The following is a 20601-nucleotide window of genomic DNA, read 5'->3' as shown; positions in this document are numbered from 1 at the left end:
GGCGCGCTGCAAACATGGTAGTCTTGTCGTGCATGCCTAAAAACAACCATAAGTTAATACGTCCAGAGAGAGTCCCATGACAGATCACGCCCGCCTTGGTTCCCAAGCACTGTTTGCACTTCGTCCGGGCACGAGCTAGCAATTCGGCACATAATTGCAGAACGGAATTATTTCTTGTCATTGCCGGGCATGGACCGGCAAGATAAAGACCTTCTACGCCGAATGGAGCGCTCGATGATCTTCGCTCGTCTCACCCAACGCTGGCATGCGCTGCGCTACTGGCGCGAGCACCAGTCCCTGTCCCGTCTCAAGCTGGTGCGCCGCCTCGAAAACGCGCCCGACGACGACCTGTTCCGCCATGTGAGCGGCCGCGACTACCTGGCCCGCGGCATGAAGGTGCGCGAGCGCATGCGCTGCGTGCTGGCCCACTACCGCTTCGAAGAGACGACCTTCAACGCCGCCTACCGGCAGGCCGCGCACCATGGCGGCCTGGTGTTGTGGCAGCATGAGGACGACAGTGGCAGTTTCATCATGCGGCTCGAGCACGCGCCCCGCATCGACCCCGAAGGCGAACTGACGCTGTCCCTGGTCGTCGACGGCACGGTGCTGCACCGCCTGTCCTGGACCTGGGTCGAGGGCGCGGTGGTGGGCGTCGACCTGCCGATCGTTCCCTTCATCACCCGCAACGCCGGCCTGTGGCGCGATGCCGGCGGCGCCTTCGAGACCTTCGAGCGCGTCTTCCCCAACAATTCGCCGAGCTTCTTCTGCTTCGCCGCCCTGCAGGGCGCGGCGCAGGTGCTGGGCTTTAACCGGGTGGTCGCGGTGCGCGGCAGCGCGCACGTGGCCTATGAAGCGGCGCAAGACAAGGCCTTCGAGAACGCCTACGACGGCTTCTGGCGCATCCTGGGCGGCTCTGATCTGGACGCGCGCAGCTTCCTGGTGCCACTGCCCTTCTACCTCAAGCCATTGCAGGACATGCCATCGAAGCACCGCAAGCGCGCGGCGCAGCGGCGCGAACACTGGCGCGCCATCGGCGACGCGGCGCGCGCCGTGCTGCTGCGCCACATGGTGACGCCGGCCGCCACCCAGCCAACGGTGGCCGAGGCGCCGTCGACCGCGAAAGCCTGAGCGGCGCCGATCGACCGGCTTGACAGATTCACCACGGCCGCCCGGGGCCGTGATACACTCGCGACTCGCTAGGGGTCCTGGAACGTTGTTCCGGGTGAGAGATACCCTTCGTACCTGATCTGGATAATGCCAGCGAAGGAAAGCGCAAAGCAGCATCCCCATTCGTTTGCCCTTCCCCCACGTTGGCTCCGGCTTTGATAAAAGCGGCGCGCCACGTAGCGCGCGAAAACGAGCAAACCATGACATTCACCTCGAAGCACACCATTCTCGCCTGCGCCATCGTGCAGGCGTTTTCCCTGTCGTCCCAGTCCTTCGCACAAGAGACTGCGTCCGTCGTCGTCACCGGCAGCAAGTGGATCGCCCTCGACCGCGCCAGCGTCGGCGGCTTCGCCGACGTGCCGCTGCTCGAGTCCCCAGCCTCGATCACCTCGATCAGCCAGAGCCAGATGCAGGACCTGTCGATCCGCAGCGCCACCGACGCCGCCCGCTACGACGCCTCGATCGGCGACGCCTACAACGCGATCGGCTACGCCGAGCAGTTCTCGATCCGCGGCTTCGCGCTCGACAACGCCACCAGCTACCGCAAGGACATGATCGCGATCTCGGGCGACACGCAGATCCCGATCGAGAACAAGGAACGCATCGAGGTCTTGCGCGGCCTGGCCGGCCTGCAGGCCGGCGTCGCGGCGCCGGGCGGGATGATCAACTTCGTCACCAAGCGTCCTACCAATGCGCCGCTGCGCCAGGCCACGGTGGAGGTGCGCGAGCGCGGCACCGTGTACGGCGCGGTCGACCTGGGCGGCCGTTTCGAAGACCGCCGCTTCGGTTACCGCATCAATGCCGCGGCCGAGGACCTCAAGTCCTACGTGCGCGGCGCCGACGGCGAGCGCCAGTTCGTGTCGGCCGCCTTCGACTGGCAGATCACGCCGGACGCGCTGTTCCAGATCGACCTCGACCACCAGCACAAGTCGCAGGTCACGGCGCCAGGCTACCAGCTGATCCGCAATGAAGCGCTGCCCACCGGGATCTCGGCCAAGACCCTGCTCAACGACCAGCCCTGGACCCGCCCGGTCGATACCGACAGCAGCAATCTGGGCCTGCGTTTCGAGTACCGCATCAACGACGCGTGGAACGCCACCGTCAGCGCCAACAAGCATTGGTTCAAGCGCGATGACTTCACCGCCTTCCCTTACGGCTGCAGCAACGAGGACGACGGCTACTATCCGGGCTACTGCTCCAACGGCGACTACGACGTGTACGACTTCCAGAGCACGGGCGAGCGCAAGACGCCGTGGGGCCTGCAGGCGATGCTGCAGGGCCGCTTCGACACCGGCGCGGTGCGCCACTCGTTGACCATCGGCGGCTCGTATGCCGAACGCCACGACAGCTTCGGCGAATACGTTTACGACTACGTCGGCTCCAGCAATATCTGGAACCCGACCGTCGTGCCGCCGGTCTCCAGCGACCGCGTGACCGGCCCTGTGATGCAGCGCCGCAGTACCGAAGAACGCTCGCTGTTCGTGCAGGACGTGATGACCCTGTCGCCGCAGTTCACCCTGCACGCCGGCGTGCGCTACGTGAAGCTCAAGCTCGACGCGCTTGAAGAAATCGAGGGCGGCTGGGTGCACACGAAGGACTCGTTCGCGCTGCCGAACGTGGCGCTGGTGTATGCGCCGGCGCGCGACTGGCGCGTGTACGGCTCGATCAGCCATGGCCTGCAGTACGGCGGCATCGCGCCGATGGAAACCACCAACCAGAACACCGCGCTGCCGCCGAGCCGCTCGAAGCAGCTGGAGTTCGGCGTCAAGCGCAACGTCAACGAGCAGCTGGCGCTGTCGGGCGCGTTGTTCGAGATCCGCCAGGGCCTGGAATACACGAACGCGGCCAACACCTTCGTGCGCGCCGGCGAACAGACCCACCGCGGCGTCGAGTTGTCCGCGATGGGCCGCGCCACGCCCGACCTGAACTACAGCCTGTCGCTGATGGCGCTCGACACCGACCAGAAGGACACGGGCGACGCGTCGACCGAAGGCAAGCGCGTGACCAATGTGCCTGAGCTGCGCACCACCGCCTGGGTCGAGTACGCGGTGCCGCAAGTGGCGGGCCTGAAGCTCGACGCGCAGTGGCAGTACTCGGGCAACAAGGTGTTCGATCCGGCCAACCGCGTGAAGGTGCCGGGCTATCACGTGGCGGGGTTCGGGGCGTCCTACCTGCTGCGCGCGGGTGGGCTGAACACGATCATCCGCGCGCGGGTGGACAATGCATTCGACAAGTTCTACTGGCGGGACGTGACGCAGTCGCTGGGTGGGTATTTGCTGCCGGGGGCGCCGCGCACGTTCAAGTTGTCGGCGCAGATCGATTTCTAGGCATTCGCCCGCTTCGCCTGCCACGCGCGCCGTGGCAGGCATCATGCATCAATCCGACAAATCCGCCAGCTTGCCCAGGCAACGCCGCTGGAAACCATTCAGCCCGCGGGTGATGAGCACATCATCGTCTTCGATCACCTCGGCATCGAGCAGCAACCGCAGCTTGGCGATGCGGTCGCCCTGGGCCAGCGCCTGCGCGAGGTGCGAACCATCCGGTTCGCCGGCCTGCTCGATCGCCTCCACCACCTCGGGCGGGAAGTCCCAGTGGTTGGCGATCACCGACGACAGCTGGCGGCTGGCCGCGAACAGTTCGATGCCGAATTCGCTGGAACCGGGCACCCTGCCTTCGCAGATGCGGTCAGCCACCTGGAACGCGACCTGCAATCCCAGATTCTGCATCAGGCCGGCCAGGTAGGATTCGAACACGCCGGCCGACAGGCCCGGCGCCATCACGCTGGCGGCGAACGCGCAGCGTTCGGAATGCTTCCACACATTGGGCGCCACCTGGCGCGCCACGCCCTGGACCTTGACCCGCACCAGCGGCCGGAACGCGATGCGCGCCAGCAGCATGCGCAAACCGTTCAGGCCGAGCATCGTCACCGCGCCTTCGAGTGTTTCGATCGGGGTCACCGGCCGGTAATAAGCGCTGTTGGCTTCGCGGATCACTTCGGCCACCAGCACCAGGTCGCGCCCGACCTGCGCCGACAGCGCGCCGGTCGAGATGTTTTCGTCGGACAGCGCGGTAAGCAGCTGCGACACCAGTTCGGGAACGCGCGGCACCAGGCCGGACGCACAGACCGGATCGGCCGCCAGCGAACGCACTTCGGCCAGGATCTGGGCTTCCTGCCCGGGCTGGGCGTTGAAGCCGCTGGAGGCGGTCAGCCAGCGGTAGAAGGTGGCGTGGACATCGTTCGCCATGTCCTCGTCATGTTCGATCGTCGCCGTCGTGCCGACGCTGGCCGCAGCTTCTGTCTCTTTATCTGAACCGCCCAAAAAGCGTCCTATCCAGTTTTTCATAGCGTCTCGCCGTACGTTCGAAATCCGATGATTGTAATGCCTTCTAGAAACAAATAGTCATCAGGGTGTAAAGATTTATTGTTTGTAACGACATCCAACACCGATTCGCATCGGCCCCTGTGCGCCCGGTCAAGAAATCCCTGCCAAAAAGTCGGAAGAGCACGTTGCAAATGATAATGATTATCATTTAGTATGCTTGATCGCATTTGCAAAACAAACAAGGAGCACACATCCATGAAACTTACCCGTCATCTCCTGGCCGCAGCCATCGCCCTGGCCTTGATCCCGGCGCAGGCCGCCCCGCAACTGGCGCAGCAGTGGGCCGAGCTCAAGGCCAAGGAGCCGCGTCTGCAGATGCGCGACGCCGCGCGCCAGCTGAAGGTATCCGAAGCCCAGCTGCTTGCCACCGGCATTGGCAGTACCGTCGTGCGCCTGAAGGAAACCGACCATGCGCCGCGCGAGATCATGCGCCGCGCCCTCGACCTGGGCAAGGTGATGGCGCTCACGCGCAACGAGAACGGCGTGATCGAGACCACCGGCGTGGCCATGCGCATTCCAAAGCAGGCCGAGAAAGGCAGCGCGGACGAGGCCGAGCGCGAAGCGCGCAACCTGAACATCGCCGGCGGCTACCTGGGCGGTCCGATCGACCTGCGCTTCCAGTTCGCCAAATGGAAGTACGCCTTCGCCGTGACGCAACCCGGCCGCGACGGCGCCGGGGCCGGCCAGCGCAGCCTGCAGTTCTTCGACGCCAGCGGCAACGCCGTGCATAAGCTCTACCTGCGCGACGACGCCGAGGTTGCGGTGTTCGACAAGCTGGTGGCCGACTTCCGCCATCCGAGCCAGGGCGCGCAACTGGACGTGGCGGCCGCCGCACCGAAGCCTGCCGAAAAGCCCGACAGCGCGGTCGACGTCAAGGAATTCCAGACTGCCTGGCAAGAGATGACCGATGTGCACCAGTTCAACCGCATCGTGTCGGAATTCGGCCTGACACGCGAACAGGCGCTGCGCCTGGCCCCTGGCGGCGTGGTGCAGAAAGTCGCGCCGCAAGCGGTGCGCAAGCTGCTCGAGGATGCCGCCAAGGACGGGGTCGCGATCATGGCCTTCCTCGGCAATGGGGCGCTGACCCAGATCTACAGCGGCAAGGTGAACAAGGTGATGGCGGCCGACGGCTGGTTCAATGTGCTCGATCCGGACTTCAACCTGCACCTGCGCGACAGCGCACTGCGCAGCGGCTACGTGGTGCGCCGCGCCGGCGTCACCTCGGTCGAGTTCTTCGACGACCAGGGCGAGCTGGTGGTGACCTTCTTCGGCGTGCGCGAGCGCGGCAAGCCGCAGCCGCAGTCGTGGACCGACCTGGCGGCCAGCCTGCCGAAGGCGTAACCGTCAGGACTGAGATTCAGCGCTGGCCGAGCAGCCCCTGAACCTGCCGCATCCGGTGCGGCAGGTCGCCGGCCAGCAAGGTGTAGGCGATGCCGCGCGCGGCCAGCGTCTCCACCAGCATCCTGTGCACCATCTGGCGCACCTCTTCCGATTCGCGCTGCAGGCCGTCCGGCTCCCACGGGGTGTCGGGTGCGGTGACGAAGGTCCAGGCGTAGTCGTGGCGCGCATCGAGCCGCGCCAGCTGTGCATCCACCCTGCCCCAGTACACGCGGCTGTACAGCGCCGTCATCAGGGGCGTGGTGTCACAAAACAGCAAGCGGCTTGCCTGCGCAGCAGCCGCATCCTCGCGCGCGCGCTGGGTCAGCGCGATGCCATACTGGTCTTCCTCGTGCGGCACCCTTCCCAGCGTATCGACGAATTCGCGCAGGTATTCGGGCACCCACAGTGTGCCGTAATGGCGCGCCAGCGCTTCGGACAAGGTCGACTTGCCGGACGACTCGGCGCCGAGGATGGCGACTCTTTGCACGCCGCTCATGCTGCCTTGCGCGCCAGCGCCGACCAGGTGCGCAAGCCGGCGATCGCCAGCAGCACGAATACGCCATACAGCACGGCGGTCAGCACCAGGCCTTTGTACAGGTAGAGGCCGACGTACAGGATGTCGACCGCGATCCACACATGCCAGTTCTCGACCTTCTTCCTCGCCAGCAGCAGTTGGCCGACCAGGCTGCCGGCGGTCAGGAAGGCGTCCGCGTGCGGCACGTCGGTGTCGGTGAAATTGTCGAGGAAGGTCGACAGCAGCACGAAGCCAGCCAGCCAGGCCGCCAGCGACCAGGCGCGCCCGTTGGGCTTGAGGAAGCTGGGCACCAGCGGCGCATTGCCGCTGCCGTTCAGCCACTGGTACCAGCCCCAGACCGAGGCCGCGATGAACACGAACTGCAGTCCCATATCGCCGTACAGGCGCGCGTCGTAGAACACCACCGCATAGGTCGCGGACGAGGCGATCGAGAACAGCCAGGCCCAGTGCTTCTGGCGGATGTTGAGCACGACGGTCGTGACGGCCAGCAGGAAGGAGATCAGTTCCAGCGGCGAGGTCGTGAGGCCGGCGAGGATGAGGGGTTCGTTCATTCGGTCGACAATGATGATGAAACGCGCGCGAATACTTTTTGCTCAAAACCGTCGTTCCCGCGAAGGCGGGAACCCAAGTGCTCTCGGCGCAATCGTAACGCTTGCAAACTTGGGTTCCCGCCTGCGCGGGAACGACGTGCAGAGGATTGTGGCCGAAATTACTTCTTCGGATACTTGATCGTCATTTCCTTGAGCAGGTTGTCGGCATGGTCGACTTCCTTCATCACCCACAGCATGTAGCGGATGTCGACGTGGATCGCGCGCGTGATGGCGGTGTCGAAGTACCAGTCCTTGGTGATCGATTCATAGGTCGAATCGAAGTTCAGGCCGATCAATTCGCCACGCTTGTTCATCACGGCCGACCCCGAGTTGCCGCCGGTGGTGTCGGCGCTCGACAGGAAGTTGACCGGCACCGTACCCAGCGCCGCATCCTTGAACACGCCATAGCGCTTGCCCTGGATCGCCTGCTTGAGCGGGGCCGGCACGATGAATGGATCCTTGCCGGTTTCCTTCTCCAGGATGCCTTCCACCGTGGTGAACGGCCCCTTGACCAGGCCGTCGCGCGGCGAGAACGGCGACACGGTGCCGTAGGTCACGCGCAGGGTCGAGTTGGCATCCGGGTAGACGGGCTTGCCCTGCGATTTCTTCCATGCGATCACGGCCGCCATGTATTGCGGGATCACGCGTTCCAGGTTGCCGTCGATCTCATTGCGACGCTCTTCCAGGGCCATGCCGGCGTCGTGCAGGCGCACCGCGAGCGCGATAAACGGATCGTTCGACTTGCGGAAAGCATCGACGTCCTTGCCCATCCAGGCCAGGCGCGTGGCGGTGTCCGACAGCGTGCTGGCCTTATACATGCCCGCCAGCGCATCCTGCGCCGGCAGCAGCGCGTCCACGCCTTGCGGGCGCACCTTGGCGTCGATGCTGGCGTAGCGCGCCAGCGCGGCGGCATAGCGCGCCTGGTCGACGCCAGGCACCAACGACTGCTCCAGGCGCGCCAGGCGCGCCTTGATGAAGCCCAGGTCGCGTTCCTGGTAGCCGCTTTCGCGCTCGGCGTCCGGCTTACCGCGTTCCAGCGCCAGGCGATACAGGGTGCGCGCGCTCTTGAGCAGGTCGCTGTGGGTGGCCTCGAGCCAGGCGGCTTCCTGGCGCTGCAGCGCCATGTCCTGGGCGATCACGCCGTCGAGGTCCGCCAGCAGGTTCTGGTTGGCGCCCGCGTGCGACTTCTGCCAGGCACGGAACTCGGCATCCTGCACGTCCTTGATGACCGCGATGTCCTTGCGTGCGAAGCCGTCCAGCAGGCCCTTGGTCTTCTTGAGCACGTTGTTCAGGCCCTTGTCGACGCTCGCATAGGCCACGTTCCAGGCCGGATTGCCCTGGGTCGCGGCGGCGATCACCGACAGGTCGGCGGTGATGGTCGCGGCCTTGGCCGGCAGGTCGACGTCGTGCGCGAAGCGGATCTCGCTCGGCAGCTTGTAGCGGCTGGTGCGGCCCGGGTAGCCGGCCAGCAGGATCGGATCGCCGTTCTTCAGGCCCTCGGCCGAGACAACGAGGAAATCCTTCGACTTGTACGGCACGTTGTCAGGCGACGGGTCGGCCGGACGGCCATCCTTGCCGACGTAGGCGCGGTAGAAGGCGTAGTCGCCCACGTGGCGCGGCCACTCGTAGTTGTCGATGTCGCCACCATAGTTGCCGATGCGGTCGGACGGCGCGTACGCCAGGCGCACGTCGCGGATCATCAGCTGCTTGATGCGGTAGTACTCCAGGCCGCGGTGGAAGGCCGGCACCGAGCAGCGCGTCGACTTGTCGGTTTCGCACTCGGCCACCAGGGCCTTGATGCGTGACTGGACCAGCGCATGGCGTTCGCGGCCCGACATGGCCGGGTTCAGGCCCTCGAGCACGCGCCCGGTCACGTTCTCGACCTTCTCGGTCACGTACACCAGCGTGTTCGGGCCGCCCGGCAGTTCGTCGGCGCGGGTCTTGGCCAGGAAGCCGTCGACGATGTAGTTCTTCTCGGGCGTGGCGTTGCGCTGGATGGCGCCATAGGCGCAGTGGTGGTTGGTCACCACCAGGCCGTCGGGCGACACGAAGGACGCCGAGCAGCCGCCCAGCGAGACGATCGCGCTCATCGGATGCTTGCCCAGGTCGGCCAGCTTCTCGGCCGGCATGGTGATGCCGATGCGTTTCAGTTCGGATTTCAGTTGCGGCAGCTGGTGCGGTTGCCACTGGCCTTCGTCGGCGAAGGCGGCGCTCGCCGCGCCAAGGAGGGCGACGGGCAGGACGATCGATTTGAACAAGACAAGTCCCTGAGATGAAAAAAGCAATGCGCGAGTATATCCCCGTTGGGTGCTGGCCGTGTGGTTTTATAAGGGATTGACGGCGGTCCCGGTGGCGTCAACATCGCGTCATATTGCCGTGGCAAGATGTCACATTATGCAGAAAAAGGCAGGCAGACATGAGCACCGAGGCCCCCTTGTACCGACACCAGGTCCTCTTCCTCTCCCAGAGCTTCTTCATCAAGGACAACCGCGCCGAACTGCTGCTGCACGCGCACAAATACGATTTTGACATCCGTTTTTTCAGCGAAGTGGCCGAATTCACGGCCGCCGTCGCGGCCGACCGTGGCGCCAGCCTGTTCGTGATCGACCTCGACACCCTGCACAATATGCAGGCCGACCTGCACGACAGCCGCAAGACCCTGATGCTGGGCGAGCTGCTCGAACGCCTGCCGCGCGAGCACGCGTATGTCTATCTCCAGTCGGGCCGCCAGGGCAGCCGCTTCCTGCTCCAGCAGCGCCTGGTGGACAGCAACTGCCTGGCGTATGCCGAGAAGCCGATCGCCAACGATGTCCTGGTCGACAAGCTGTTCAATCTGTTCATGCGCACCAAACGCGGCGACCTGGTGTCGGTGGTCCACCTCGGCCAGCCCGGGGATCTCGATACGGCTGCGCTGCTGGCGCAGCAGGTCGACGTTGTCCACCACCTGGACCCGACCACGCTGCACCTGCGCGTCAAAGAGCTGCAACCCGACCTGGTCGTGATTGCCGACGACGAGTACCGCCGCCTGGACGCGTTGGCGCGCGTCATGAAGAAAAACATCGAGGCCGATCCGGTGCGCGAGATCGTGCTGCTCCAGCGCCGCCCCGACGACGCGCTGGCGCGGCGCGCGCTCGGCGACGGCTTCGATACCGTCCTGCAGGCCACCGCCGGCCTGGTCGAGGCCCAACTGGCCAACCGCGCGGCCAGGATCCGCGTCAGCAAGGACCTGATCGGCAAGGACCGCGCCACTGGCCTCTTGAACAAGGTGGGCCTGCAGCGCAAGACGCAAGACCTGATCCGGCAAGCCACGCTCGAGGACAAGCCGCTCGCCTTCGGCGTGATCGACATCGACAAGTTCAAGACCATCAACGACACCTGGGGCCACCACTTCGGCGACATCGTCATCAAGCGCCTGTGCCTGTGCCTGGCGCCGCAGCTGGGCGAACGCGACCTGCTGGCGCGCTTCGGCGGCGAGGAATTCGTGCTCGTGTTCTGGGATTGCACGCCAGACGTGGCGTGGCGCCGGCTCGATGCGCTGCGCCAGGCCTTCGGCGCGGTCGAGTTCCAGGTCGCGCGCGGCGAGACGCGGCGTTTTTCGTTCAGCGGCGGCCTGGCCGCCTTTCCCGAACATCGCAGCGAGAACGCGCTGTTCCTGCGGGCGGATGCGATGTTATATACCGCCAAGGAGAGCGGGCGAAATCGCATCTGCCCGTAGGGTTGGCGGCTGCGCCGCCGACGCGGTGATGGTTGGCTGCGAGATCATCCGGCGCGAAATCGGCAACGATAACGATCACCGCGTCGGCGGCATAGCCGTCGACCCTACGTGAGCAACCCCACCGGCTCGTCGGCCAGGACGATCGCCTCGTACTGCTGGCGCACCGCTCCCTCGCCATACAGGCGCTCCAGCCGCCGCACCGCGAAGTGGCCGCGGCTCATGTTCTGGAAGTGGTCGACGAACAGCAGGTTGATGGTCGCGCCGCCCACCGCGCCCAGGGCCGGCACCAGCATCGCGGCCGCCTTCTGGGTCACGTGCACCTGGAAGCGCGCCGCCACCGTGGCGATCAGGCGCAGCAAGGCCGGCGTCGTGGCGGCGTTCACCGACTTGGCCGCCAGCGCCTGGGCGGCTTCGCTCACCGCCCGCGCCAGCGCGATGCGCATCGCGAAATAGCCCGAATCGGCGGCATCGTCACCGCCGCTCGGCCCGCCCATGGCCAGCACGCGCAGGCATTCCAGCCGGGTCTCGACATCTTGTGGACGTTCGCCATTGGCGCGCGCGATCTCGGCGATCGAACGCAGCATGATGACGGTGGACAGCGGCAGGTCGACCAGGAGGCCAGGCAGGCCGAACACGCCGCCCACGCCACCCGACAGGCTCGCCGCGAACTTGTGCAGGCGCGGGTACGATGCCTCCTTGCCGCCGTCCGGCATGGTCGACAGCGCCCCCGTCAGCGCATACTGCAGCGCATGCTCGGTCGCTCCTCCCACCTTCTTTTGCCACGGCGCCGGCAGGCGCTCGATGGCCGCTTCGATCGGCGAACCGACCAGGTTGCTGATGCGCGCGGCCAGGCCGGGATTCTCCAGCAGGCGCTTGGCCTCGTGCAGCTCGGCCAGGTGTTCGGCAGTCATGTTCATGGCGATTTCCTCTCGAAAAAACGCGATGCAATGCAGCGTTAGCCCGGCAAATCGGTCAACTTGCCCAGGCAGCGGCGTTCGAAACTGTCCAGGCCTTCGGTCACGAGCGCGTCGTCCTCCAGCACCACGTGGGCGTCGAGCAGCAGTCGCAGCTTGGCGATCCGGTCGCCGCGTTCGAGCGTCTGCGCCAGCGGAGATGCGTCCGGCTGGCCGACGCCGGCGATGGCTTCCACCACGTCAGGCGGGAATTCCCAGTGGGCGGCGATGGTCGCCGACAGGCCGCGGCTGACGTCGAACAGGCGCCGGCCGAATTCGCTGGAGCCTGGAATCTTGCCACTCTCGACCGCCCGCTCCGCCAGGCGGAAGGCCACTACCAGACCCAGGTTCTGCATCAGGCCGGCAAGATAGGCTTCGAACACGCCGGCGCCCAGGCCCGGCGCCATCAGGCTCGAGGCCAGCGCGCACTTCTCGGACTGGTTCCAGACCAGCGGCGCCGCCTGACGCGCAAAGCCCTGGTCGGCCATTTTGATCAGGGGCCGGAAGGCGATCCGGGCCAGCAGCATGCGCAGGCCGTTCTGGCCGATCATCATGAGGGCGGCATCGAGCGACTTCACCGCCTGCAGCGGCCGGTAATAGGCGCTATTCGCCTCGCGGATGACCTCGGCCACCAGCACCAGGTCCTGCTCCACCTGACGCGCCAGGTCGCCGGTCGAGACCTCGTCGTCAGCCAGGTCGCGCAGCAGCTTGGGGATGAGTTCGGGGATGCGCGGCACCAGGCCGCTGGCCGCCTGCGGGTCGGCTGCCAGCGTGCGCACCAGGTCGAGGATGTGTTCCTCGACGTCCGCTCCCGCCTGGTATCCGCCGGATGCGGTCAGCCAGCGGTAATAGGCGGCGTCGACCTGGACGCCGTGGTCGTCTCCCAGCTCGTCCGCCTGCTGCGATGAGCCAGCGGTGCCAGCGGCGTCAGGCGCCTTATCGGCGCCGCTCAACATGCGATTAATCCAGTTTTTCATGGCGTATGCCTGACTATCGATAATCGCAGCATTGTAATGCCTGACGCATGATTACTGCGCGGCGTCCGCCAGCCTTTGTTCCTGCCAGCCACCGCCCAGCGCCTGGATCAGCGACACCGCCGCCGTCTGGCGGTCGGCCTGCACCTGCACCAGCGAACGGCGCGCATTCAGGGCCGTCACCTGGGCCTGCACCACCTCGGTATAACTCACCTGCCCCGCCTTGTAGCGGTTCAGGATCTGCTCTTCGACCAGCCCGGCCGCCTCTGCCGCCTCGGCACGCAATTGCTGCTGCTGTTCCAGCACGCGGGTGGCGGACAGGCCGTTCTCGACGGCGGCGAAGGCGTCCAGGGCCACCTGGCGGTAGCGCGCCACGGTTGCCTGGTGGCGCGCCTCGGCGCCTTCGACGCTGGCGCGGGTGGCGCCGGCATTGAAGATGGTCTGGGCCGCCGACAGGCCGAACGACCAGGCCGCGGCGGATGCCGAGAACAGGTCGCCCACGCGGCTCGTATTGTTGCCGTACGAAGCAGACAGGCCGAAGTTCGGGAAATAGGCCGAGCGCGCGACGCCGATGTCGGCATTGGCCGCCGCCACGTCGCGTTCGGCGGCGGCGATGTCGGGGCGGCGCTGCAGCAGGGTCGAAGGCATGCCGACCGGCACGTCCGGTACCGACACATGCCATGGCGCCGGCGGCAAGGCGAAGCTTGAGGGGGTCTGGCCGATCAGCACCGCGATCGCGTGCTCGAGCTGGGCGCGCTGGTTCTGCAGGCCGAGCGCTTCGCTGCGCGCATTGGCGAGCTGGGTCTGGGCCTGCAGCACGTCGGAGCGCGCCGCGATGCCGGCCTCGAAACGATTCGAGGTGATCTGCAGCACGCGCTCGTAACCTTCGATGGTCGAGGCCAGCATCTCGCGCTGGGCGTCGGTCTGGCGCAGCGAGAAGTAGTTGATCGCCAGCTCGCCCTGGGCCGCGAGGACGGCGTTGGCCAGGTCGGCGGCGGTGGCCTGCGCACTGGCCTCGGCGCCGGTCACGGCATTCCTCAGGCGGCCGAACACGTCCGGCTCCCAGCTAGCGCCGATCTGCAGGCGATAGGAGTTGTTCGCACCGCGGTTGACGCTATCGTCGCCCCCGCCGGCGCGGTCGGCGCCGGCGCCCAGCGTCACCACCGGGAACAGCGAGGCGCGCTGCTGCGCCACCAGCGCGCGCGCCTGGGCATAGTTGGCGACCGCCACCGCCACGTTCTGGTTCGCGGACTCCACCTGCCTGGCCAGGCGATCGAGCTCAGGGTCTTCGAACAGGGTCCACCAGGGGCCGCGTTCGAGCGCGTCGGCCGGCGCGGCCGGCACCCAGCCTTCGGCCTCCTTGTAGGTGCCCGGCAGCGCCGCGCCGGCGGCAAGCGGGTCCGGTCGTTCATAAGCGGGGCCGACGGCGCAGCCGGCCAGGGTCAGGGCCAGGGCGAGCAGGGAAAGACGGAATGGAAGCTGTTGTCGCATAGTGGTCATGGTTTGGCCAGGGACGGGCCGCCCTCGTCATGAGGGTGACGGGTCAGATTGTGTTCATCGGGTTTGCGCGTGCGCAGCTTGTCGAGCAGGACGTAGACCACCGGCGTGGTGAGCAGGGTCAGGAGCTGGCTCGCGACCAGGCCGCCGATGATGGCGATGCCCAGCGGGCGGCGCAGCTCCGAGCCTTCGCCGAAGCCGATCGCCAGCGGCAGCGCGCCCAGGGCCGCGGCCAGGGTCGTCATCAGGATCGGGCGGAAGCGCAGCATGCAGGCCTCGCGCACCGCCTCCATCGCGGACAGGCCGCGTGCACGCTCGGCCTCCAGCGCGAAGTCGATGATCAGGATCGCGTTCTTCTTGACGATGCCGATCAGGAGGAAGACCCCGATCAGGGCGATGATCGAGAACTCCATCTTGAACAGCAGCAGCGCCAGCACCGCGCCGACGCCGGCCGACGGCAGCGTCGACAGCACGGTCACCGGGTGGATCAGGCTCTCGTAGAGGATGCCCAGCACGATGTAGATCACGACGATGGCGGCCAGGATCAGCAGCGGCTGCTCCTTGCTCGACTCTTGCGCCGCGGCAGCCGTGCCCTGGAAGCTGCCGCGCACATTGCTCGGCATGCCGATGTCGGCCTCGGCCTGGCGCACCGCGGCCTGGCCATCGTCCAGGGTAAAGCCCGGATTCAGGTTGTACGAGACCGTGGTCGCCAGTTCCCCGTCCTGGTGGCTGACCGAGGTCGGCGTGGCGCTTTCGGCAAACCGCGCGATCGCCGACAGCGGCACCATGGTGGCGGCGGCGCTGGCCAACGCCTGCCCGCCAGACGGGTCGCGCGCCGCGGTCAGGTTCGCGGTGGTCGAGGTCGAGGCCCCGGCGGCGCCCGTGGCGGCGGCCGTGCCGGTGCCGGTGGACGCCGCGCTGGAGGCCCCGCCGGTCGGCCGCGCCGGCACGTAGACGTCCTTGAGCGCCTCGGGCGACTGCGCGTATTTCTGGGCCACGCCCATCACCACGTGGTACTGGTTCAGCTCATCGTAGATATTCGCAACCTGGCGCTGGCCGAAGGCGTTGTACAGCGCATTGGTGACGTCGCGCGTGCTGATGCCCATGCGCGCCGCCGATTCCTTGTCGATGGTGACGTAGGTCTCGACGCCGTTCTCGGCCTGGTCGGTATCGACGTCGACCAGCGCCGGCTGCGCCTTCATGGACTCGGCCAGGCGCGTGGCCCATACCTTGAGGTCTTCGGCGTTGTCGCTCTTGAGCGTGTACTGGTAGGTCGAGTTGCTGGAGCGCCCGCCCATGCGCAAGTCCTGCACCGGATTGAGGAAGATCGTGATGCCGGTGACCTTGGCCATCTGCGGGCGCAGGCGCGCGATCACGGCCTGGGCCGCGACGTCGCGCTCGCCCACGGGCTTGAGGTTGACGAACATGAAGCCGCCGCCGGCGCGCCCGCCGCCGGTGAAGGCGACTACCGTGTCAACCGCCGGATCCTTGCGGATGATCTCCACCAGCTGGTAGATTTTTTGCTGCATGGCCTGCGACGAGATGCTCTGGTCGGCGCGGATGCCGCCATTCATCTGGCCCGAGTCCTGCTGCGGGAAGAAGCCCTTCGGGGCACTGGAGAACAGGTAGACGTTCAGCGCCACCGTGAACAGCAGGATGATCATCACCAGCAGCTTGCTGTCCAGCGCCCAGTCGAGCGCGTGTTCATAGACGCGCAGCACGCGCGCGAAGCCGTTCTCGGACCAGCGCGCCAGGCGGCCCGGCTTCTTGTCCGGGTCTTCCTTGCGCAGCAGCCAGGCGCACATCATCGGCGTCGTGGTCAGCGAGATCACCAGCGAGATCAGCACCGCCGCCGAGAGCGTCACCGCGAATTCGCGGAACAGGCGTCCCACCTGCCCGCCCATGAACAGCAGCGGAATGAACACCGCCACCAGCGACAGCGAGATCGATAGCACGGTGAAGCCGACCTCGCGCGCGCCCAGCAGCGCGGCCTGCATGCGGTCCATGCCGTTCTCGATATGGCGCGCGGTGTTTTCCAGCACCACGATGGCGTCGTCGACGACGAAGCCGGCGGCCACCGTCAAGGCCATCAATGACAGGTTGTTGAGCGAAAAACCGAGCGCGTACATTACCCCGAAGGTGCCCAGCAGGGACACCATGGTGGCCACGGCCGGCACCACGGTGGCGCGCAAGGACCGCAGGAACACGCTGACCACTCCCACCACCAGCACGATCGACAGCACCAGGGTGAACTCGATCTCGTGCAACGAGGCGCGGATCGAGTTGGTGCGGTCCGAGGCCACGGCCAGGCTGATGTCGCCCGGCAGCTGGGCCTGCAGTGACGGCAGCAGGTCGCGGATGCCGTCCACGGTCTCGATCACATTGGCCTCGGGCTGGCGCGTGACCAGCACGATCACCGCCGGCTGGCCGTTGAACAGGCCCAGGGTGTATACGTTCTCGGGGCCGTCGAACACGGTGGCCACGTCCGACAGGCGCACGGCGGCGCCGTCGCGCCAGGCGACGATCAGGCCACGATAGTCGCTGGCGCTGCGGCCGTCGCCGCCGGCCGGCTGCGAATAGATCTGCAGCCGGTTGCCACTGCCCTCGATCTCGCCCTTGGGGCGATTGGGGTTGCTGGCCTGGATCGCGGCGCGCACGTCCTCGCTCGAAACGCCATAGCGGTTCATCGCATACGGCACCAGCTCGACCCGCACCGCCGGCAGCGAGCCGCCGCCGATTTCCACTTCGCCCACGCCCTTCACCTGGGCCAGCCGCTGCTGGACCAGGTTCGACACCGATTCATAGATCTGGGCCGGGGATTTGGTCTTCGAGGTCAGCGCGAGAATGATCACCGGCGCGTCCGAAGGATTTGCCTTGCGGTAGGTCGGGTTGCTGCGCAGGGTTGCCGGCAGGTCGGCGCGCGAGGCGCTGATCGCCGCCTGCACCTCGCGTGCGGCGGCGTCGATCTGGCGATTGAGCTCGAACTGCAGGTTGATGCGGGTCGAGCCGGTGCTGCTGCTCGAGGTCATCTCGTTGACGCCGGCGATCACGCCCAGGCGCCGCTCGAGCGGCGTGGCCACGCTCGACGCCATCGTCTCCGGACTGGCGCCCGGCAGCGAGGCCGAGACCGACACGGTCGGATAGTCGACCTGCGGCAGCGGCGCCACCGGCAGCACGAAATAGGCGCCGATGCCGGCCAGCGCCAGGCCCAGGGTCAAGAGGACCGTCGCGATCGGACGCTCGACGAAGGGGCGCGACAGATTCATGCGCCCGCCCCTTCCGTCTTGTGCGGCGCCTTGCCGGTCCAGCGCCGCGCGGTGCGGTCGAAGGCCAGGTAGATCACCGGGGTGGTGAACAGCGTCAGCAGCTGGCTCAGGATCAGGCCGCCGAAGATGGCCAGGCCCAGCGGCCGGCGCAGCTCGGCGCCTTCTCCGGTGCCCAGCATCAGCGGGACCGCGGCAAACAGCGCCGCCAGGGTCGTCATCAGGATCGGGCGGAAGCGCAGGAGCGCGGCCTGCCTGATCGCCACCAGCGGGGATTTACCCTCCTCGCGCTCGGCCTCGATCGCGAAGTCGATCATCATGATCGCGTTCTTCTTGACGATGCCGATCAGGAGAATGATGCCGATGATGCCGATCACGCCCAGACCTTGCCCGCTGACCCACAGCGCCAGCAACGCGCCGACGCCGGCCGACGGCAGTGTCGACAGGATCGTCAGCGGGTGGATGTAGCTCTCGTAGAGCACGCCCAGCACGATGTAGACGCAAACGACCGCGGCCAGGATCAGCCACAGCTGGTTCGACAGCGACGCCTCGTAGGCGCCGGACGCGCCGAGGAAGGTCATGCTGACCGAGGCCGGCATGCCGATCTCCTCGGCGGCGGCGCGGATCGCGCTCACCGCCTGGCCCAGCGAAGCGCCGGAAGCGGTGTCGAAGCCGACCGTCGCCGCCGGGTACTGGGCCACGTGGATCACCTGCAGCGGCGCCTGGCGCTCGCTGATGGTGGCGATCGCCGACAGGGGCGTGGGCTGGCCGGAACCGGTGCGCAGCTGCAGGCGGCCGAGCGCGGCGATCGACATCGCCTCGTCCTGCTGCGCCTCCAGGATCACGCGGTACTGGTTGGTCTCGGTGAAGATGGTGGACACGATGCGCTGGCCGAAGGCGCTGTACAGCGCGTCGTCGATCGAGGCGGCCGTGATCGACAGGCGCGACGCGGTGTCGCGGTCGATGTCGATGAAGGCGGCGGCCCCGGTGGCGCCGGCATCGGTGATCGCGGTGCGCAGTTCGGGCAGGCTGCCGATCTTTTGCGTCAGCCGGCGCGCCCACTCGTTGACCGTTTCTTCATCGGAGCCTTCGAGCGACAGCCGGTACTGGGTCGGGCCGCTCTCGGCGTCGATGGTCAGATCCTGGGTTGGTTGCAGGAACAGCTGCAGGCCCGCCACGTTGGCCACGCGCTGGCGCAGGCGCTGCATGGTCTCAAGCTGGTTGCCGCGATCGGCCTTCAGGTTGATCAGCATGGTCCCGGTATGCAGCATGGTGTTGTTGGCGGCGTCGACGCCGACGTAGGACGCTACCGAGGCGACCTCGGGATCGGCCATGATCTGGCGCGCCGCTTCCTGCTGCAGCTTGGCCATGTCAGCGTACGAGATCGACTGGCGTGCCTGCACCCGCGCCTGCAGCTGGCCGGTATCCTGGGTCGGGAACAGGCCTTTCGGAATGACCATCCACAGCAGCGCCGTCAGCACCAGGGTTCCCAGCGCCACCAGCAGGGTCAGGCCCTGGCGTTGCAAGACCCAGCCGAGCATCACGTCGTAGCGCTCGATCACGCGGTCAAAGAAAGCCTGGAACCGAACAGCGAATTTGCTCGGCTTTTCCTGCTCGTGGCTGCGCAGCCAGCGCGCCGACATCATCGGCACCAGCGTCAGGGACACCACGCCCGAGATCAGGATCGTGATCGCCAGCGTCACCGCGAATTCGCGGAACAGGCGGCCGACCACGTCGCCCATGAACAGCAGCGGAATCAGCACCGCGATCAGCGACACCGTCAGCGAGATGATGGTGAAGCCGATCTGGGTGGCCCCCTTGATCGCGGCCGCCATCGGTTTTTCGCCTTTTTCGATATAGCGGGCGATGTTCTCGATCATGACGATCGCATCGTCGACCACGAAGCCGGTGGCGATCGTCAGCGCCATCAGAGACAGGTTATTGAGGCTGTAGCCGAGCAGGTACATCACGCCGAAGCTGCCGATCAGCGAGATCGGCACCGCCAGGCTGGCGATGATGGTCGCGCGCAGGCTGTGCAGGAAGGCGAAGATCACCAGCACCACCAGCACCACGGCCAGCAGCAGCTCGATCTGCACGTGCTTGACCGAGGAGCGGATGCCGGTGGTACGGTCGCTCAGCACGTCCATGCGCAATGCGGTCGGCAGGCCGGCCTGCAGCTCGGGCAGGCGCGCCTTGATCGCGTCGACGGTGGCGATCACGTTGGCGCCGGGCTGGCGCTGGACGTTGAGGATGATCGCCGGCTTCATATTGGCCCAGGCGCCCAGGCGCACGTTCTCGGCGCTGTCGACTACCTTGGCCACTTCGCGCAGCTTGACGGGGGCGCCGTTGCGGTAGGCGACGATCAGGTTTTCATAATCGGGGACGGTGACCAGCTGGTCGTTGGCGTTGATCGCATACGAGCGGGTCGGGCCGTCGAAGCTGCCCTTGGCGCTGTTGGCGTTGGCGGACGTGATCGCGGTGCGCAGCGTGTCCAGCCCCAGGCCGTAGGACGCAAGCGACTCCGTATCGGCCTGGATTCGCACCGCGGGCCGCTGGCCGCCCGACAGCGAGACCTGGCCCACGCCCGAGACCTGGCTGATCTTGAGCGCCAGGCGCGTGTTGACCAGGTTCTGCACCTCGGTCAGCGGCAGCGTATCCGAGGTGATGGCCAGGGTCAGCACCGGCGCATCGGCCGGGTTGACCTTGGCATAGACCGGCGGCGCCGGCAAGTCGGTCGGCAGCAGCGAGCCGCCGGCATTGATCGCGGCCTGCACTTCCTGCTCGGCCACGTCGAGCGTCTCACCCAGCGCGAACTGCAGGGTCACGATCGAGACACCGGCGGCGCTGGTCGAACTCATGCGGGTGAGGCCAGCCATCTGCCCGAACTGGCGCTCCAGCGGCGCGGTGACGGTGCGCGCCATCACTTCGGGACTGGCGCCCGGGTACAGGGTCCGCACCTGGATCGTCGGGAAGTCCACCTGCGGCAGCGCCGACAGCGGCAGGAAGCGGTAGCCGACCAGGCCCGAGAGCACGATCGCCAGCATCAGCAAGGCGGTGGCGACCGGGCGGTTGATGAAGGGGGTGGAGGGACTCATGCCTTGCCTCCGTCATCGGAACAACCACCCCGTCGTTCCGGCGCAGGCG

At 66.7% G+C, this 20601-nt stretch carries 13 protein-coding genes and 1 riboswitch; of the genes, 4 read left to right on the top strand and 9 right to left on the bottom strand.

Translation table 11 applies throughout. The features are described 5' to 3' along the window. Positions 1-234 precede the first annotated feature (234 nt). On the top strand, positions 235-1128 hold the full coding sequence (locus AC3A6F_RS06905) for a DUF535 family protein (protein ID WP_487679207.1): 894 nt from the start codon (positions 235-237) through the stop codon (positions 1126-1128). A 60-nt stretch (positions 1129-1188) separates the two neighbouring features. Continuing rightward, a riboswitch (TPP riboswitch) is annotated at positions 1189-1286 on the top strand. Positions 1287-1367: 81 nt separating this feature from the next. After that, positions 1368-3494, top strand: a complete 2127-nt coding sequence (locus tag AC3A6F_RS06900) for a TonB-dependent siderophore receptor (RefSeq protein ID WP_487679205.1) — start codon at positions 1368-1370, stop codon at positions 3492-3494. 48 nt (positions 3495-3542) lie between these two features. Here AC3A6F_RS06900 and AC3A6F_RS06895 read toward each other — a convergent pair whose 3' ends face one another. Next, on the bottom strand, positions 3543-4511 hold the full coding sequence (locus AC3A6F_RS06895) for an HDOD domain-containing protein (protein ID WP_487679204.1): 969 nt from the start codon (positions 4509-4511) through the stop codon (positions 3543-3545). A 234-nt stretch (positions 4512-4745) separates the two neighbouring features. On the opposite strand from AC3A6F_RS06895, the gene AC3A6F_RS06890 reads away from it, so the two are divergent. Continuing rightward, positions 4746-5891, top strand: a complete 1146-nt coding sequence (locus AC3A6F_RS06890) for a hemin-degrading factor (protein WP_487679203.1) — start codon at positions 4746-4748, stop codon at positions 5889-5891. Positions 5892-5907: 16 nt separating this feature from the next. On the opposite strand, the gene AC3A6F_RS06885 is transcribed toward AC3A6F_RS06890, so the two are convergent. The 3 genes from AC3A6F_RS06885 to AC3A6F_RS06875 all read right to left on the bottom strand — a co-directional run bounded on the left by AC3A6F_RS06885 (position 5908) and on the right by AC3A6F_RS06875 (position 9313). Beyond that, positions 5908-6426 carry an AAA family ATPase gene (locus AC3A6F_RS06885; RefSeq protein ID WP_487679202.1) on the bottom strand — a complete coding sequence of 173 codons (519 nt, stop codon included), beginning with the start codon at positions 6424-6426 and terminating at the stop codon, positions 5908-5910. After that, positions 6423-7016 carry a nicotinamide riboside transporter PnuC gene (pnuC, locus tag AC3A6F_RS06880; protein ID WP_487679201.1) on the bottom strand — a complete coding sequence of 198 codons (594 nt, stop codon included), beginning with the start codon at positions 7014-7016 and terminating at the stop codon, positions 6423-6425. Before pnuC ends, AC3A6F_RS06885 begins: the two co-directional genes overlap by 4 nt. Before the next feature lie 158 nt (positions 7017-7174). After that, positions 7175-9313: a S46 family peptidase gene (locus AC3A6F_RS06875; protein WP_487679200.1), complete on the bottom strand. Its 2139-nt coding sequence runs from the start codon at positions 9311-9313 to the stop codon at positions 7175-7177. 158 nt (positions 9314-9471) lie between these two features. Between AC3A6F_RS06875 and AC3A6F_RS06870 the strand changes: the two genes are divergently transcribed. Further along, a complete protein-coding gene (locus AC3A6F_RS06870) occupies positions 9472-10770 on the top strand; it encodes a GGDEF domain-containing protein (protein WP_487679199.1) in 1299 nt (432 codons plus the stop codon). A gap of 104 nt (positions 10771-10874) precedes the next feature. Here the strand turns inward: AC3A6F_RS06870 and AC3A6F_RS06865 are convergent, their stop codons facing one another. From AC3A6F_RS06865 to AC3A6F_RS06845, 5 genes are read right to left on the bottom strand one after another with little or no spacing between them, the layout of a single operon-like run. Continuing rightward, positions 10875-11687 (bottom strand): EcsC family protein, encoded by an 813-nt coding sequence (locus AC3A6F_RS06865; RefSeq protein ID WP_487679198.1) that lies wholly within the window; start codon positions 11685-11687, stop codon positions 10875-10877. A 38-nt stretch (positions 11688-11725) separates the two neighbouring features. Then, on the bottom strand, positions 11726-12700 hold the full coding sequence (locus AC3A6F_RS06860; RefSeq protein ID WP_487679197.1) for an HDOD domain-containing protein: 975 nt from the start codon (positions 12698-12700) through the stop codon (positions 11726-11728). A gap of 51 nt (positions 12701-12751) precedes the next feature. Then, positions 12752-14197: an efflux transporter outer membrane subunit gene (locus AC3A6F_RS06855; protein ID WP_487679196.1), complete on the bottom strand. Its 1446-nt coding sequence runs from the start codon at positions 14195-14197 to the stop codon at positions 12752-12754. Then, positions 14194-17460, bottom strand: coding sequence for an efflux RND transporter permease subunit (locus AC3A6F_RS06850; protein ID WP_487679195.1), 3267 nt, complete (start codon positions 17458-17460; stop codon positions 14194-14196). The genes AC3A6F_RS06855 and AC3A6F_RS06850 overlap by 4 nt, the downstream gene beginning before the upstream one ends. Beyond that, complete coding sequence (locus tag AC3A6F_RS06845) at positions 17457-20552, bottom strand: efflux RND transporter permease subunit (protein ID WP_487679194.1); 3096 nt, start codon at positions 20550-20552, stop codon at positions 17457-17459. Before AC3A6F_RS06845 ends, AC3A6F_RS06850 begins: the two co-directional genes overlap by 4 nt. Between the last annotated feature and the right edge of the window lie 49 nt (positions 20553-20601).

Source organism: Massilia sp. Soil_C_3 (assembly GCF_057657035.1).
This window is presented reverse-complemented; position numbering and strand designations above follow the sequence as displayed.